The following is a 16,696-nucleotide window of genomic DNA, read 5'->3' as shown; positions in this document are numbered from 1 at the left end:
TCTCTGCTACCGGAGTTCGGTCAGTCCCCGACCATGATCGTGGTGAGGATCGCGGCGAGGTAGCCCGGGTCGCGCACGCCGCACAGCTCGCGCGCCGAGTGCATCGACAGGCCGGGCACCCCGACGTCCACCGTGGTGACGCCGAGGCGGGCCGCCGTGAGCGGGCCGATCGACGTACCGCAGGGCATCGCGTTGTTGGAGACGAACGGCTGCCAGGGGGCCCCGGCCCGCTCGGCCGCCGCCGTGAACACCGCGATGCCGGTGGAGTCGGTGGCGTACCGCTGGTTGACGTTCACCTTGAGCGTCGGGCCGCCGTTGGGGAGCGGGCGGTGGTCGGGGTCGTGCCGCTCCGCGTAGTTGGGGTGCACCGCGTGCGCCATGTCGGCGGAGACGCAGAACGCGCCCGCCAGCGCCCGCGACCAGTCCTCGTCGCTGCCGCCGCGCGCCGACACGGACCGGGACAGGACCCGCTCCAGCAGCGGGCTCTGCGCCCCCGTCTCGGAACCGCTGCCGACCTCCTCGTGGTCGAAGGCGGCCAGCACCGGCACGAAGGACGGCTGTGTGGCCCCCGTCGCCGCGTCCACCAGAGCGGTCACCCCGGCGTGCACCGAGACCTGGTTGTCCAGCCGGGACGCCACCACGAACTCCTGGTCCACGCCGAGGTATCCGGGCGGCTGGACGTCGTGCAGCATCAGGTCCCAGCCCAGCACGTCCGCCGGGTCCTCCCCGGCGGCCGAAGCGACCCGGCGCAGCAGCTCGCCCTCCCGCGGGTCGCCCAGCGCCCAGATCGGAGCGATGTGCCGCTGCCGGTCCAGGGCCACGCCCTCGTTCACCGTACGGTCCAGGTGAATGGCCAACTGGGGTACCCGCAGCAGGGGTTCGTCGATGTGTACGAGCCGGCTGCGCGGGGCGCCGTCGGGGCCGCGCAGGGCGAGGCGGCCGGAGACGCCCAGGTCCCGGTCGAGCCAGGTGTTCAGCGGGACCCCGCCGTAGATCTCCACCCCGATCTGCCGCCACCCCGAAGACCCGGTGTCCGGCGCCGGTTTGATCCGCAGGTTCGGGGAGTCGGTGTGGGTGCCGATGATCCGGAACGGCGTGTGGGCGGGCGCGCCCTCGGGGACGTACCAGGCGATCAGCGCACCGGCTCGGCTGACGAAGCAGCCGCCGGTCGCCCCCGTCCAGTCGTCCGTGCCGCGCAGTTCGCGGAACCCGGCCTTCTCCAGACGCTGGGCCGCACTGGCCACCACGTGGTACGGGGAAGGGCTGGCGGCGATGAAGGCGAGCAGGTCGTCGGTGTGGCTGCGGTGGGGGGCCGGAGTCATACGGCGTCCGCCTTTCCGGTGTTCGGCAATGACTGGGAGGGTGACGGTCCGCCGGGCCGGTCGGGCCCGGCGCTGGCGTCCCCGGCTGAGCCTCCGGAGCCTCGGCCCGGGGGCCCCTGCCGGGGGCGCTCCCCGAGGAGTTCCCGCACCGGCCGGTCGGGCCGGGCGCTGAACTCCGCGAGCAGGTCGGTGTACGACGCGAGAAGGTCGTGGGCGGTCGCGTGGTCCCACAGGTCGGTGGAGAATTCCAGGAATGTTCGATAACCCTTCGCGGGGTCCCGCCGTGGCGCAAGTCCGAAGCACAGTTCGCTGCGGGAAAGCGGCGGTGCCAGATCGGTCACCTCGACCCGGAGCCCGGGGATCTCGATGTCCGTGTCGACGGAGTTCTGGAACGCCAGGACGTGCGGAACCCGGTCGGGGACGCTGACAGCGCCAGCGTCCCGCATCGCCTGCATGATGCGCGCGGTGGGCAGCACATGCGCCATGGCACCGAGCGCGCCCACGCCCGTACGGACCGCGAGCTCCGCGCAGGTCTCGTCAAGATTGGCTGAATCCAGTCGTACGCGGACCATCACCGCGGTGGACGTCATCGCCACGAGCGACTCCGCGTCGGTGCCCTCGCGGTTGGCGTACGGCACGCTCAGCAAGGTGTCCTCCTCTCCTGACAGCCGGGCCAGGAACACCCCGAGGGCCGCCGCCGCGACCGCGAACGGGGTGGTGCGCCGCTCGGCCGCCAGCTTCTCCACCGCCGCCCGCACCTCACCCGTCGCGACCCCGCGCACGGTGTCGCCGTGCCCGCTCAGCTTCTGCGGGCGCGGCCGGTCCGTCGGTACGGGGACGGCGGACGGCACCCCGTCCAGGTAACGGGCGCAGAACGCGGCCCGCTCCGCCTCGGCGCCGGGATCGTGGTGCTCCCGCTGCCACCGGGCGTACCCGGGCGCCTGCATCGCCGGATCGGGCAGGCCGTGCGGGACGCCCGCGGCGGCCGCCGTGTAGAGCGCGGCGATCTCCGCGAGCAGCACGGACAGCGACCAGCCGTCGGCGCAGACGTGGTGCAGGACGAACATCAGCTCCCAGCGGTCCTCCTCCACCCGGAGCAGCCGCGTCCGGGGCTGGAGCGACTGCCCCAGGTCGAACGGGGCCGCCGCGTCGGCCCGGCACAGGGCGTCCGCCCGGGGCCGGCGCTCGGCGGTCGGCAGCCCGGTCAGATCCTCCACCGGCAGTGGCACCGGCTCCGCCGCCAGCACCTCCTGCCACCACGGTCCGTCCGGCGCCCCGTCCTGCGTGAACCTGGTCCGCAGCCCGTCGTGGCGGGCGACCAGCTCGGTCACGGCGGACCGCAGGACCGCCGGGTCCAGCGCCCCGGTGAACGTGATGCGCGTCGGCACGTTCCACACGGCGGGGTCGGGCATGGCGTGGTGCCCGGCGATCATCCGGGCCTGCTGGTCGCTGACGTGGGCGCGGTCGACGACGGCCACGAGATCCGTCCCGGTCCCGTCCGTGTCCGGCCCTTTCCCGTTCGTGTCCGTCCCGGTCCTGTCCGTGTCCGGCCCGTCCGTGTCCGTCCCGGTCCCCTTCGGCTCCGGCCCGTCCGTGTCCGGCGGTCCCTCCGGCTCCGGCCCGTCCGTGTCCGGCGGCCCCTCCGGCTCCGGCCCGTCCGTCCCCTGGCCGCCCGCCAACTGCTCGGTCATGGCCCGCAGGGTGGCGTCCGCGAAGAAGTCCGCCAGCGGGTAGTCGACGCCGAGCGTGTCCCGGACCCGGTTCACCAGGCGGATCGCGGCGATCGAATTGCCGCCCAGGTCGAAGAAGTTGCTGTCGGCGGCGAAGCCCGGCCGGCCGAGGACGGACTCCCAGACCTCGCGGAGGAGCACGGCGGCGCTCTCCGCGCCCGGTCCCCCCGGCTCCCCCCGCCCGCCCGGTCGATCCGCGCCTTCCTCAGCCGGGTCCGACATCGCGTCCAACTGCCGTGCCAGCTCGCCGAGATACCCCTCCGCCGTCGCCGCGTCGAACAGATCAGCGTCGTAGCGCAGCCGCAGCCGAAGACCCCCGTCCTGAACTTGGGTGACCATCAGGGCCAGCTCCAGGGGCGCCGACTCCGTCCCGGCCGCCACGCCCTCGGCCCGCAGGCCGGGCAGGTCGATTCCGGCCAGCGCCGCCCGGTCGAGGTCGACCGAAACGGTCACCAGCGGGCGCGGATTCCCCGGGTCCGGGTGGACGGCCGCCAAGAGCGCGTCCAGGTCCACCCCCCTGTGCTCGTCCGCCGCGAACAGCGCCCGCCCGGTGGCCCGTACGGCCTCCGGCGACGAGGTCGCGTCGGTGGCGGACAGTGGCAACGGCAGCAGCGCCACATGGAACCCGACCGTGTCCGCCGTCGCGGGCGACCGCCGCCCGAACGTCGTGCCGAGCAGGAACGCGTCCTGCCCCGACCGCCGTCGCAGCACCAGCTGCCACGCCGTGCACAGCGTGGCGAAGAGGGTCACGCCCTGCTGCCCGCTCCACTCCCGCAGCCGGTCGGCCCGCTCGCGGCCCACGGCCCGGGCCACCGCCCCGCCGCGCCCCGCCACCCGGCGACCACGCGGCCGGTCCGTGGGCAGGACCAGCACCGGCGGCCGGTCGCCCAGCAGCTCGCGCCACCAGGCCAGGCCGGCCGCGTCGGCCGGAGGCTCGGGGGCTCCGACGGTCGTCCCGGCGGGGCGGTCGAAGACCGGCGGACGTCCGGCGCGGGCCGCCGTGTACAGCTCCTGGAGGTCCCCGGCGATCAGCGCGGCCGAGTGCGCGTCCGTGATGATGTGGTGCGTACCGAGCACCAGGACGTGGTCGTCCTCGGCCAGCCGGAGCAGCCGGGGCGTGAACAGCGGCCCCCCGGCCAGGTCGTAGGCCCGGCCGCTCTCCTCGGTGAGCAGCGCCCCGATCGCCCGCTCGGCGTCCTGCCCGCGGGCGTCGGTCACCGCCAGGGGGATGCGGAGCCCGTTCCGCACGACCTGGACGACGCCCGTCTCCTCCTCGGCCCGGAACACCGTGCGGAGCCCCGCGTGCCGCTCGACCAGGCCGTCCACCGCCGCCCGCAGCGCGGCCACGTCCAGCGGCCCGCGCAGCCGCACGGCCCCCGTCTCGTTGTACGCCGCCGGGTTCTCCATCAGCTGCGCGGCCAGCCACAGCCGCCGCTGCGCCGAGGTGGCGGGCGCGACTGTGTCCTCGGACCGGGCGTCGCGCTCCTTCGTCCGGCGGCGCAGCACGTCCAGGCGCTCCAGCCCCGCCCGCAGCCGCTCCCGGTCCATCCCGAAGTCGACCAGCGCGGCGATCTCGTCCACCCCGGCCCCGTGCAGCGCGTCGACGAACGGGGCGACGCTCGAAGGCGTGCCGATCAGGGCCCGCCGGTCGCAGTAGCGGTCGTACGCGCGACGGAACAGATAGTCCAGGTCCTCCTCGCCCGCCGCCGCCACGTCCTCGCGCCGGGACCCCGCGGCGGTGGCCGCCGAGCGCATCAGCAGCGAGGACCGCAGATACCGCACCATCGGCTCCAGCGCCTCGGCCCGGGCGGTGGCGTGGTCGTCGCCGAGATACGTGTGCACCAGCACCGTCACCCGCCCGGCCGCCGGGTCGAGCCCGCACTCCGCCCGCGTACGCCGGTAGTGCGCGATGTTCGCGGCCAGCTCGTCCACGGTCTGGCTCATCAGGTTGGTGACGACCCCGAGGCCGCGCCGGGCCGCCTCCTCGTACGACGCCCGCTGCCCGGAGGTGGCCAGGAAGAAGGGCGGCTCCTGCTGCACCGGGCGCGGCCGGATCCGGATCTCCGCCTCCACGCCCTCGCCCGTGGGCCGCCGCACCGCCTCCCCGCGCCACAGCCGGCGCACCTCGTCGAGGTGGTCGAAGGCGATCCGCCGCCGGTCCGTGAACCGGTCCGGGTGCAGGGCGAAGTCCCGGGCGTGCCAGCCGGTGGCGCAGCCGATGCCGACCCGGCCGCCGGAGAGGTTGTCCACGACCGACCACTCCTCGGCGACCCGTACCGGATCGTGCAGCGGCAGGACGACCGAGCCCGCGTTGATCCGGACGCTCCCGGTCTCCCGGGCCACGGCGGCGGCGAGCACGGCGGGGTTCGGGAAGATCCCGCCGAAGGAGTCGAAGTGCCGCTCGGGCAGCCAGACGGAGGAGAAGCCGTGCTCGTCGGCGAAGCGCGCGGTGTCCAGGACGGTGTCGTACGCCTCCGGGGTGCCGCTGCCGCTGCCGTCGGCTTCTCCGGTCTCCGGGTAGTCGCCGAAGAAGTAGACGCCGAAGTCCGGCGCGGGGCCCCGCACTTCGGCGGGCCGCGCCGAGGCCGTGCGGGCGGACCGGGGGAAGAACCCGCCGTCGCGCAGCTCCCGCAGCGATCCCTCCACCGCCTCCGCGACCCGGTTCACGTCCTCCTCCGTGTGGGCGGTGGAGAGGTAGAAGCTGCGCCACTCCCACACGTACACACCGCGCAGTTGGAGGTGGTGGTAGAGCAGCTCCAGGTCGGCGCGGTGCCGGAAGCGGAACATCGACCCGAAGTGGGCTAGTTCGAGGGGGAATTCCTCGTCGTGGAAGAAGGCGTTGAGCCGGTCGGCGAGCGCCTGGGTACGGGCGTTCAGCCCGCTCTGGAGGCCGGGCCCCCGCTCGGTGAGGTGGGTGAGCACCGCGCGGGCCGCCGCCATCGACAGCGGGTGCTGCATGTACGTTCCGCCGATGAACGTGGTCTCGCGCGAGGGGCCGCCGGGCTCCCCGTACCGCCAGAACCCGCCGTCCACACCGTCGAGCAGATCCGCCCGGCCCGCCACCGCACCGATCGGGAGGCCGGCTCCGAGCGCCTTGCCGTACGTGGCGAGGTCCGGCACCACGCCGAAGTGCTCCTGTGCGCCGCGCGGGTGGGGGCGGAGCCCCGTCAGCATCTCGTCGAAGAGCAGCACGATGCCCCGGCGGGACGTGAGTTCGCGCAGCGAGCGGACGAACTCCACGGGCCGCAGGCCCGGGTTGCGGCACTGCACGGGCTCGACGAGGACGGCCGCGATGCCGTCCCCGAGGGCGTCGATCGTCTCCAGGGACTCCTGGGCCCCGTACTCCAGCACGATCAGCTCCGCGACCGCGCTGGCCGGGATGCCCCGGGAGACGGGCACGGCGTGCTGCCCGGGCCCGCCCGGCCGGCCGAGGACGGAGTCGATGTGCCCGTGGTACGAGCCCCGGAACATGACGACCTTGTCGCGCCCGGTGGCGGCGCGGGCCAGCCGGATCGCGGCCGAGTTCACCTCCGTACCGGACGAGGCGAAGGCGACCCGGTCCAGGCCGGTCAGCGAGGCGAGCAGGGCCGCGGCCTCCCCGGTGTCGGGGGACCGGGGGCCGAAGCGCAGCCCGTCCGCGAGGTGGCGGCGCACGGCCTCGGTGACGGGCTCCGCCTCATGGCCGAGGAGGAGCGCGCCGAACCCCATGGTGATGTCGGTGTAGGTGTTGCCGTCCACGTCGGTGAGCCGGGAGCCGTGCGCCGAGCGGGCCGCGATCGGGTAGAGCATCTCCTTGGTGGCGTCCCGGAACCCCACGACGGCGCGGCTGTCGGCGAGCACCGAACGGTGCCGCTGGGCCAGCTCCTTGGAGGTGCGGGTGCGCTCGGTGAACCGCCGGACCAGGGAGGCGGTGTGGGCCCGCTGGGCCTCGTCGGCCCCTGCCCCGGCCATCCCGCCCGCCGCGTCCACGACGAGACGGGGGCCGTGAGCGGCCTCCCCGGAGGTGGGTTTCGGGTCCTCCGTCGCGAACTGGCGGCGGGCCTCCGCGAGCCGGGCGGTGAGCGCGCGGGACAGCTCCGCCGCCCGGGCCACGGCCTCGGCGGTCGTGCCGGCGGCGGCGGTGGCGGCGTCCTTCCCGGTCCCGGTCCTGGCCTCGACGGATTCGGGTATCCCCGCGCTCATCGGCCGTCCGTCCCCGTGGTGCGGGCGGTCAGCAGGGCGACGGCCTCGGAGAGCTGGGTGAGCATCGCGGTCTGGGTCTCGGCCAGTTGGCGCAGTTGCTCGGAGAGGGCTGCGACCTCGGCCCTGGTGGCGTACGCCGGCCCGTCGGCGGCAGGCACGGGCGCAGGCGTGAAAGCAGGCACAGGCGCAGGCGCGGACACGGAAGCAGGCGCGGACACGGAAGCGGGCGCGGGCGTGAAAGCAGGCACGGGCGCGGGCACGGAAGCGGGCGCGGGCGCGGGCACGGAAGCGGGCGCGGGCGCGGGCACGGAAGCGGGCGCAGGCACGGAAGCGGGCGCGGGCGCGGGCACCGGCGCGGGCACCGGCGCGGGCGGCGGCGGCTCCACCGCTGCCGTCGGCGGAGGCGTCCGCCGCCCGGCTATCAGCGCTGCCGTCAGCCGGGGCGTGCCCGCCTCCTCCAGAACCTCCCGCATGCTGATCTCCGTGCCGAACTCGGCCTCCAGCTGCCGCACCATCCCGATGAGCTGGAGCGAGTCCGCGCCGAGGCCGACGAAGGTGCGGTCGGCGGCGACCTCGTCGGGCCGGTGGCCGAGATGGCGCGCGGTCAGCTCCAGCACCCTCTCCAGTACGGCCTGTGCGGTCATGCGGTCCTCCAAGGAGCGTGGGGATGAGTGAGCGGCCCCGCCGGCCGGCGCGGGCAACTCCGTGAGCGAGGCGGGCGGGGTCGGCTGCCCGGCCGGTACCGGGGGCGTGTACGGGGCCGGGCCCCGCCAGTGCGACCGGCGCTGGAAGGGGTACGTGGGCAGCCGCACGCGCCGGCCGCCGCAGCGCTCCAGCAGCGCCGCCCAGTCCACCCCGGCCCCGCCACAGTGCAGCGCGGCCACCGCCCGCTCCCACTGCCGCGTCGGTACGCAGACCGCGTCCGGCAGCGACCGGCGGACCATCCCCGTCAGCACGGCGGACGGGCCCAGCTCCAGCAGCAGCGGGGACCCGGCCCGCGGCGAACCGTCCTCAGGCGTCCCGGCCAGCCGGTCCAGGACGGCGGCGAAGTCCGCCGTGCGGCGGGCCTGTGCGACCAGGTACGCGGCGTCCGGCCGCCACCCGGCGGGGCGGACCGTGCCGTCGATGCCGTCGACGAACTCCGTGTGCAGCGGCCGGAGTTCCACCTTGTCGGCCAGCACCCGGAAGTCCTCCAGCGCCGGGTCGAGCAGCGCCGTGTGGAACGCCCGGTCCACCGCCAGCACCTCATACGCCTCACCCCGCGCGGCCAGCAGCGCCCGTGCCGCGTCCACCGTCTCCGGCGGGCCGCCCAGAACGTGGTGCGCGGCTCCGTTGACCACCGCGAGCTCCAGCCCGGGGACCTCGGCCAGCAGCTCCCGCACCCGGGCCCGGGGGACGAACGCGGAGACCATCGCGCCCGGGGCCGCCCGCTCCAGCATCAGCCGCCCGCGCCCGCACACCAGCCGCATCGCGTCCTCGGTCTCCAGCGCCCCGGCCACGCACAGCGCCGCGTACGCGCCGACGCTGTGCCCGGCGACCCGGGCCGGGGTGATCCCGAGCTGTTCCCACAGCCGGGCCTGGGCGATCTGAAGGGCGAACAGGGCGGGCTGCGCGAAGGCGGTGTCCCACCGCTCGGGACCCCGTCCGCCGACGATCCGGTCCAGGAAGTCGTCCTGCCCGGTCTCCTCCGCGTACACCCGGGCGCAGCCATCGAGCACCTCGGCCACCACCGGGAAGCGCGCGGCGAGTTCGGCGCCCATGCCCGGATGCCCGCCGCCCTGGCCGCTGAAGAGGAACACCGGCCGCCGCTCCCGTACGCCGTCGGCCACTCCGGTCGTGTACGCCTCGCCCTCCGGGGCCCCGGAGAGAAACGCGTCGAGACCGGCCACCGGGTCGGCACCGGTGACGACCAGCCGGTGCGGCAGCTGCCGCCGCCCGAGGGCCGTGGTGGTCAGCAGATCGGCGGGGGAGCAGGGCGGCCCGTCCGCCAGGTGGTCCCGCAGGGCGGCGGCGTACGCCCGGAGCGCGTCCCCGTCCGCGGCCGAGAGAGGCAGCAGCGCGGGCACGGGAGCGTCGTGCGCCGACTCCGCGTGCACGGTCTCCGGCGCCTGTTCCAGGATCACATGAGCGTTCGTACCGCCCATGCCGATGGAGTGCACACCGGCTCGCCGTACGCCCGCCAGCGGCCAGGCGCTCTCCCGTACCGGCAGCAGGAACGGGCTGTCGTCCACCGCCAGCGCCGGGTTGGGCCGGGCGAAGTTCACCAGCGGCGGGACCACCCCGTGCCGCAGCACCTCGACGGCCTTGATCAGCCCCGCGAGTCCCGCCGCGCTGTCCAGGTGGCCGATGGCCGGTTTCGTCGAGCCGAGCGCGCAGAAGCCGGTCCGGTCGGTGTGCGCGCGGAACGCCTCGGTCAGGGCCGCGAACTCGATCGGGTCGCCCTTCAGCGTGCCCGTGCCGTGCGCCTCCACGTAGCCGATCGACGCCGCGTCCACGTCCGCCGCGCGCAGCGCCCCGAGCACCGCGTCCCGCTGGCCGGCGACCCCGGGGGCGGCGAACCCCCCTCTCCCCGGGCCGTTGCCGGTCGCCTTGTCCGAGCCGTCGTTGGTGACCGCCGAGCCCAGGATCACCGCGTGCACGGTGTCGCCGTCGGCCAGTGCGCGGGCCAGGGGCTTGAGGAGGACGGCGGCGGCCCCGTTCCCCCCGACGGTGCCGTCCGCGTCCGCGTCGAAGGCCCGGACCGTGCCGGTGGGGGAGAGGGTGGAACCCTTCACCGGGACCTGGCCGGTGACCCCCGGCAGATGCAGGGCCGCGGAGCCCACCAGCATCAGCTCCGCGTCCCCGGCGCGCAGCGCCTGGCAGGCCAGATGCACCGAGACCAGAGCGCTGGAACAGGCCGTCGACACGGTCAGCGCGGGACCGGTCAGACCGAGCCGGAAGGCGGCCCGGGTGGCGGTGAAGTCCGGGTAGTTGCCGACCTGGACCTGCTTGGCGGTCATCCAGTCGCCCGAGCCGGCCTCCGTCGCCAGGTTCTCCGCCAGATAGCTGTGCAGCGAGTACAGGCGGTAGCCGGAACTGCCGTACACCCCGATCCGCAACGAGCCGCCGTCGCCGCCCGCGTAACGGTCCTTGCCACCTCCGAAACGGTCCGTGCCACCCGCGTAACGGCCCGTGCCACCCGCGTACCCCCCGTCCTCCAGGGCGTGGAAGCAGCACTCCAGGAAGAGCCGCTGCTGCGGATCGGTCAGCTCCGCCTCCCGCCCGCTCATCCCGAAGAACCCGGCGTCGAAGCCGTCCACATCCGCCAGGAGCGCGCTCGCCCCGCCGAACCCCGGCCGCTCGTACTCCGCCGCCGGGACCCCCGCCGCGGCGAACTCGGCCCGGGTGAACCGGCGTACGTGGCCGGCCCCCGCCCGGATGTCGCGCCAGTACGCCTCCGGGGTATCAGCCCCCGGAAACCTCAGCGCCGTCCCGATCACCGCGATCCGGTCGTCCCTCAACGGCTTCTTCCTTTCGCAGCCCAGCACGCCCAGCACGCCCCCCACGCTCCGCCCGCCGCACTCCCGCCACCCTCAGCAGGAACACCACGGCGACGACGATGGCGGCGCCATGGGACCAGCCCACCACGGCCAGCGGGGAGAACCGGTCGAGGGCCGCCGCCACAAGGATCATGCCGACGCCGAAGCCGAGGTTCTCGAAAGTGGCCGAAAGACCGAAGGCATGGCCGCGCAAGGTGGCCGGAAGTGTCTGGAGGTGCGAGGTGTACGCGACCTCGGTGAGGCCGTCCGCGGCCCCCGCGATCAGCGCGATCACCGCGGTCACGGCCAGCGGGAACCCGGCGAACGCCGCGATGAACGCCGCCGACATCACCACCGTGCCGTAGCCGAAACCGAGCGCCCCCACGGAGCGTCCGGTGCGCTGGGCGTACCGCTGGATCACCTGCTGGGCCCCGATGTTGCCGAGCGCCCACACGCACCAGAACGCGCTGACGAACACCGCGGGGTTCGACGCGTCGAGCGAGGTGGAGTAGATCGGCAGTGCCGCGTTGTGGGACGAGGAACCGAACGCGTCGACCCCGCGCAGGGCCACCATCAGGCCCATCCCGGGGGCTGCGGCGAGCGCGAGGAAGGCCACGGGCCGCCAGCGCCTGCCGCCCTTCGCGGACGCGGCGCCCGAGGCCGCCTTCTGGTCCCCGGAGCCCTCGGCGGCCGTGCCGTCCGCTCCCTCGGCCTCCGCTCCCTTGGCGGCGCCCGCTCCCTTGCCTCCGGCGATCGGCAGCAGGGCCACCGTCACCGCGCAGGCCACGAACGTCGCCATGTCGACGACGAAGGCCGCTGTGTACCCCACGAGGGACACCACCACGCCCGCCGAGGCGAACCCCGCCACCATGGCCAGCGAACGGCCGGTGATCGAGAGGGAGTTCGCCCAGGCCCTGCGGTCCTCCCCGACCATCTCCGGGATCGAACTGCGCAACGCCACCATGAACAGCGTCCCGCACGCCCCGATCACCACCGAGACGGCCATCAGCGCCCCGGTCAGCAGACCGTCCGGCGCCAGGATGAGCACCAGCATCACGGCGCCCTGTCCGACGTTCGCCCACAGCATGATGCTTTTGGCGCTGAAACGGGCGAGCAGACCGCCCACGACCAGACCGGCGACGAATCCGGAGGCGAGCCGCACCGCCATGAACAGCCCCATGGCCAGCGCCCGGCCCGTCGTCTCGTAGACGAAGAGATTCAGCGCCACCATATTCAGGAAAGTGCCGTAGGAAGACACCGCGTATCCGGCGACGAGGAATCGAAAACGGCGCTCGGAGACCGCGGTATCACGAGCCTCCCGGGCCTCCCCGGACTTCCGGGAACCGCCGTCCGCCTCGTCCGCCCTCGGTCCGTCCGCACTGCCCATTCCAGATGTCACCCGGACATACTCGTCGAGCACGGACGCCGGACGGGGGCCTCACGATTGCACAAAGGTAATCTGCATCCTTGTGAAGGACGATCATTCCCCCTCACCGGTATGTGATTGCCGTGAATCACCCTCGGACCGGTCGATACCGGAACAACCCTGCGAGGCGGCGCTCGCGGCCTATCGTCGTGCGCTGACGGAGGGCCGCCTCCCGGCCGGCGCCGCGCCCCCCTGCCTGCGGTCCCTGCACCTGATGGTGGCCGACCAGGAATCACCCGGCTACCTCATCCCCGTACCGCCGGAGACCGCCTCGTTCGCCGCGCTCGCCCCGATCGAGGAGGCGATCGTCGAGCAGCGCCGCACCCTGCGCTCCGCCCGCGCCACCCTCGCCGCCTTCGAGGGGCTCTACGCCGAGATGCACCGGCAGGAACGCCCCGTCCTCACCCGGCTCTCCGGCACGGCCGTCATCGGCAAGGCCCTGGACGCCGGGGTCAGCGGCTGCCGCGCCGAGGTCCGCACCGCCCACCCCGGCGGCGGGCGCCCCGCCCACGTCCTGGAGCAGTCGCTCCCGCGCGACCTGGGCAACCTGCGCCGCGGCATCCGGCAACGCACCCTCTACCAGCACACGGTCCGCTCGGACCGCACCACACTCGCCTACATCGAGCAGGTGACCGCCGAGGGCGCCGAGGTCAGGACCCTGGCGGAGGTCGCCGACCGGTTCATCGTCTTCGACCGGGACCTCGCCCTCATCCCGTTCTCCGACGAACCGCACACCGCCCTGCGCGTCCAGCACCCGTCGCTGGTCCGCTTCCTGGCCCGCCACTTCGACGAGGCGTGGTCCCGCGCGGTCCCGGTCCGCCCCGAACGCGCGCCGCTGCGCACCCCCGTCGTCACCTCCGACCTCCAGCGCACCATCCTCCAGGCCGTCGTCAACGGCGAGACGGACGCCGCCATCGCCCGCCGGATCGGCATGAGCCGCCGCAGCGTCGCCGAGCACATGCGCAAGGTCTCCGAGCAGCTGGGCAGCAACAGCCGCGCGCAGCTGGGGTATCTGGTCGCGACATCGGGCCTGCTGGACGGCCGATAACGAGCAGGAGGGCCCCGTAACGAGCGGGAGGGCCCCATAACGCGCGGGAGGGCCCGTAACGAACGGGAGGGCCCGTAACGAACGGGAGGGCCCGTCCGCGCGGACGGGCCCTCCCGGTCACATCTACGGGACGGGGTCAGCCGAGCCCCGGCCCCCGCACCGGAATGCTGGTGAACGTCGGAGCCGGGGCGGGCTCGGTGAAGAAGTCGTTGCCCTTGTCGTCGACGACGACGAACGCGGGGAAGTCCTCGACCTCGATGCGCCAGACCGCCTCCATGCCGAGCTCCTCGTACTCGACGACCTCGACCTTCTTGATGCAGTCCTGGGCGAGGCGGGCCGCGGGGCCGCCGATCGAGCCGAGGTAGAAGCCGCCGTGCGCGTCGCAGGCGTCGGTGACCTGCTTGCTGCGGTTGCCCTTGGCGAGCATCACCTTCGAGCCGCCCGCCGCCTGGAACTGCTCCACGTACGAGTCCATCCGGCCGGCCGTCGTCGGGCCGAAGGAACCGGAGGCGTACCCCTCGGGCGTCTTCGCCGGGCCCGCGTAGTACACCGGGTGGTCCTTCAGGTACTGCGGCATCTCCTCGCCCGCGTCCAGCCGCTCCTTGATCTTGGCGTGCGCGATGTCGCGCGCCACGACCAGCGGCCCGGTCAGCGAGAGCCGGGTCTTGACCGGGTACTTGGTCAGCTCGGCCAGCACCTCGTCCATCGGCCGGTTGAGGTCGATCTCCACGACGTCCCCGCCCGCCCCGTCGAGGTGCTCGTCGGTGGTGTCGGGGAGGAAGCGCGCCGGGTCCTTCTCCAGCTGCTCCAGGAAGACGCCCTCGGCGGTGATCTTCGCGGTGGCCTGGCGGTCGGCCGAGCAGGACACGGCGATGGCGACGGGAAGCGAGGCCCCGTGCCGGGGCAGCCGCACCACGCGCACGTCGTGGCAGAAGTACTTGCCGCCGAACTGCGCGCCGATGCCGATCCGCTGCGTCAGCTCGAAGACCTTCTCCTCCAGCTCCTTGTCCCGGAAGCCGTGCCCGGTGGGCGAGCCCTCGGCCGGCAGCTCGTCCAGGTAGTGCGCGGAGGCGTACTTGGCGGTCTTCAGCGCGAACTCCGCCGACGTGCCGCCGACCACGATCGCCAGGTGGTACGGCGGGCAGGCCGCGGTCCCCAGCGAACGGATCTTCTCCTCCAGGAACTTCATCATGGAGGCCTCGTTCAGGACGGCCTTTGTCTCCTGGTAGAGGAACGACTTGTTGGCCGAGCCGCCGCCCTTCGCCATGAAGAGGAACTTGTACGCGCCGCCGTCGGTGGCGTACAGCTCGATCTGGGCCGGCAGGTTGGAGCCGGTGTTCTTCTCGTCCCACATGGTCAGCGGGGCCATCTGCGAGTAGCGCAGGTTGAGCTTGGTGTACGCGTCGTAGATCCCGTGCGACAGGGCCTCCTCGTCACCGCCCTCGGTCAGCACGTTCTGCCCGCGCTTGCCCATGACGATCGCCGTACCGGTGTCCTGGCACATCGGCAGGACGCCCGCGGCGGCGATGTTGGCGTTCTTCAGGAGGTCCAGCGCCACGAACTTGTCGTTGGAGGACGCCTCCGGGTCGTCGACGATCCGCCGCAGCTGCGCCAGGTGGGCCGGGCGCAGGTAGTGCGAGATGTCGTGCATCGCCTCGGCGGCCAGGGTGCGCAGCGCCTCCGGTGCGACCTTGAGGAACGTCCGGCCGTCGGCCTCGAAGGTGGAGACACCCTCGGCGGTCACCAGACGGTACGGCGTGGTGTCCTCCCCCAGGGGGAGCAGATCGGAGTACGCAAACTCTGCCATGACGGCCATTCCTCACTCGGCGACGGCGGCTGACCTCCCTCGGGCAGCGCATCCACCAGGGTAGAGCGCCGCCCCCGGGAGGATCCTGTGAGGTAAGGCTCACCTGGATGCCGCCCCCGGAAGGCGGGGGTGGGGCCGGGGCACGCCGGTTGGAGGGGTAGTCGCGATCTATCGCGTTTGGGTACGCTGGGGCGGTGGACCTAGAGAAGCAGCCCCAGCAGCCCCACGCGCCGGCCGCCCGGCCGCCCGCCGAAGCCCTGGACGGCGATGGCATCCGCGCCTCCGACGCCGACCGCGACCGGATCGCGGACATCCTGCGGGAGGCGATGGCCGAGGGTCGTCTGACGGCGGACGAGCACGCGGAGCGGATCGACCTGGTCTACCGGGCCAAGACCGTCGGCGAACTCCAGCCGCTGGTCCGGGACCTGCCCGCCGCCTCCGGTTCCACGGCCCGCCCGGACTCCCAGCCGTACGCCTACGGCCCCGAGGCCCCCGACGGCCCCGCGGACAATCTCGTCGCGGTCTTCAGCAGCGCCAACCGCAAGGGCCGTTGGCGGGTCGGCGGCCGGACGAACGCCTTCGCGCTCTTCGGCAGCGTGGAGATCGATCTGACCGAAGCGCTTTTCGGCCAACGCCTCACCGTTATCAACGCGACGTCCATCTTCGGCAGCGTCGACGTCCGGGTGCCGGAGAACATTTCCCTGCGCGGCAGCGGTACGGGCGTCTTCGGCAGCTTCGAAGTACGGACGCTCGAATCGCCGGATCCGGAAGCACCGGTCGTCGTGGTCAACGGCTATTCCGTGTTCGGAAGCGTGGAAGCCAGGCCGAAGCGGGGCAAGTTCGTCGCGGACCTCCAGCAGCGGCTGCGCAAACATCTCGGCTACTGAATACGGCGGGGCGCACGGCATACGGCGGGGCGCGCGACCTCCGGTAATCGGCCATAAAGCCGTGGGGGCGCATTGCAGTGCGCCGCGCACTGGTGCCACTCAGTGCATAGGCGTACGCACAGCGGGTAGGGAGTGCTGCATCGACTCTCGCTCGCGAAGCCGTAGCCGTCGTCAGGAGTAGACCGTGCTGCAACCGCCGCATCAGCCTCTGCAGGTCGCCGCCGTTCCGGCCCAGCGGACCCCCGCCCGGGAGGACGACGCGGGCCCCTGGCATTCCGATGCGGCCTGCCGCCGCGATGAGGCCGGCCTGTTCTTCGCCCCGTCGAAGGAACCGACCGCTGCCCGGCTGGCCCGCGAGGAGGCCGCCAAGCGGGTCTGCGCGCGGTGCCCGGTCATGGTGGAGTGCCAGGAGCACGCGCTGATGCAGCCCGAGCCGTACGGGGTGTGGGGCGGGCTCACCGCCGCGGAGCGCCGGGTGGCGCTGGCCCGGCGTCGACGGCGGGCCGGCGAGCTCACCGCCGCCGCGACGGCGTCGGAGCACATAGCGGCGGCGGGCTGAACGAGTCCCCGCCCATGCGATTCGCGCACGTACGAGGGGGAGGGGTGGGGGGGGGGGGGGGGGGGGGGGGGGGGGGGGCGGCCGGGGGGGGGGGGGGCCCGGGGGGGGGGGGGGGGGGGGCGGGCGGGGGGGGGGGGGGCCGGGGCGGGGGGGGGGGGGGGGGGGGGGGGGTGGGGGGGGGGGCTTGAGGGGCTTTCGTTTGGAGCAGGTCGGATCA

General features: G+C 73.9%; 8 protein-coding genes. 3 read left to right on the top strand and 5 right to left on the bottom strand.

Annotated features, from left to right (window positions below; all coding sequences use genetic code 11):
• Positions 1 to 20: 20 nt before the first annotated feature.
• Genes ACH4KB_RS30775 through ACH4KB_RS30760 form a run of 4 tightly spaced genes read right to left on the bottom strand, consistent with a single transcriptional unit; the run spans position 21 to position 12,139 of the window.
• Positions 21 to 1,322, bottom strand: coding sequence for a M18 family aminopeptidase (locus ACH4KB_RS30775; protein WP_398069136.1), 1,302 nt, complete (start codon positions 1,320 to 1,322; stop codon positions 21 to 23).
• The gene (locus ACH4KB_RS30770) at positions 1,319 to 7,234 is read right to left on the bottom strand and encodes a MupA/Atu3671 family FMN-dependent luciferase-like monooxygenase (RefSeq protein WP_398069134.1); all 5,916 of its coding nucleotides are present in this window, start codon (positions 7,232 to 7,234) and stop codon (positions 1,319 to 1,321) included. Before ACH4KB_RS30770 ends, ACH4KB_RS30775 begins: the two co-directional genes overlap by 4 nt.
• The gene (locus ACH4KB_RS30765) at positions 7,231 to 10,734 is read right to left on the bottom strand and encodes a type I polyketide synthase (protein ID WP_398069132.1); all 3,504 of its coding nucleotides are present in this window, start codon (positions 10,732 to 10,734) and stop codon (positions 7,231 to 7,233) included. Before ACH4KB_RS30765 ends, ACH4KB_RS30770 begins: the two co-directional genes overlap by 4 nt.
• Positions 10,679 to 12,139 carry an MFS transporter gene (locus ACH4KB_RS30760; protein WP_398069343.1) on the bottom strand — a complete coding sequence of 487 codons (1,461 nt, stop codon included), beginning with the start codon at positions 12,137 to 12,139 and terminating at the stop codon, positions 10,679 to 10,681. Before ACH4KB_RS30760 ends, ACH4KB_RS30765 begins: the two co-directional genes overlap by 56 nt.
• An 82-nt stretch (positions 12,140 to 12,221) precedes the next feature.
• Between ACH4KB_RS30760 and ACH4KB_RS30755 the strand changes: the two genes are divergently transcribed.
• The gene (locus ACH4KB_RS30755) at positions 12,222 to 13,226 is read left to right on the top strand and encodes a LuxR C-terminal-related transcriptional regulator (RefSeq protein WP_398069130.1); all 1,005 of its coding nucleotides are present in this window, start codon (positions 12,222 to 12,224) and stop codon (positions 13,224 to 13,226) included.
• Positions 13,227 to 13,362: 136 nt separating this feature from the next.
• On the opposite strand, the gene ACH4KB_RS30750 is transcribed toward ACH4KB_RS30755, so the two are convergent.
• A complete protein-coding gene (locus ACH4KB_RS30750) occupies positions 13,363 to 15,033 on the bottom strand; it encodes a fumarate hydratase (protein WP_069755272.1) in 1,671 nt (556 codons plus the stop codon).
• Positions 15,034 to 15,227: 194 nt separating this feature from the next.
• Here ACH4KB_RS30750 and ACH4KB_RS30745 point away from each other — a divergent pair, with 194 nt between their 5' ends.
• Both ACH4KB_RS30745 and ACH4KB_RS30740 read left to right on the top strand, forming a co-directional pair.
• Entirely contained in the window at positions 15,228 to 15,920 is a 693-nt protein-coding gene (locus ACH4KB_RS30745) for a DUF1707 domain-containing protein (protein ID WP_398069128.1), read from the top strand.
• 184 nt (positions 15,921 to 16,104) lie between these two features.
• Positions 16,105 to 16,479, top strand: a complete 375-nt coding sequence (locus tag ACH4KB_RS30740) for a WhiB family transcriptional regulator (RefSeq protein ID WP_398069126.1) — start codon at positions 16,105 to 16,107, stop codon at positions 16,477 to 16,479.
• Positions 16,480 to 16,696: the final 217 nt, after the last annotated feature.

The organism is Streptomyces sp. NPDC017520 (assembly GCF_044329855.1).
Taxonomy (GTDB): Bacteria; Actinomycetota; Actinomycetes; order Streptomycetales; family Streptomycetaceae; genus Streptomyces.
The sequence above is the reverse complement of the archived record's forward strand: the minus strand, read 5'-3'. Positions and strand labels throughout refer to the sequence as shown.

Coding starts and splice junctions, on each gene's coding strand:
- ACH4KB_RS30775 (WP_398069136.1), bottom strand. CDS start 1,322: ATGACTCCGGCCCCCCACCGCAGCCACACCGACGACCTGCTCGCCTTC.
- ACH4KB_RS30770 (WP_398069134.1), bottom strand. CDS start 7,234: ATGAGCGCGGGGATACCCGAATCCGTCGAGGCCAGGACCGGGACCGGG.
- ACH4KB_RS30760 (WP_398069343.1), bottom strand. CDS start 12,139: ATGGGCAGTGCGGACGGACCGAGGGCGGACGAGGCGGACGGCGGTTCC.
- ACH4KB_RS30750 (WP_069755272.1), bottom strand. CDS start 15,033: ATGGCAGAGTTTGCGTACTCCGATCTGCTCCCCCTGGGGGAGGACACC.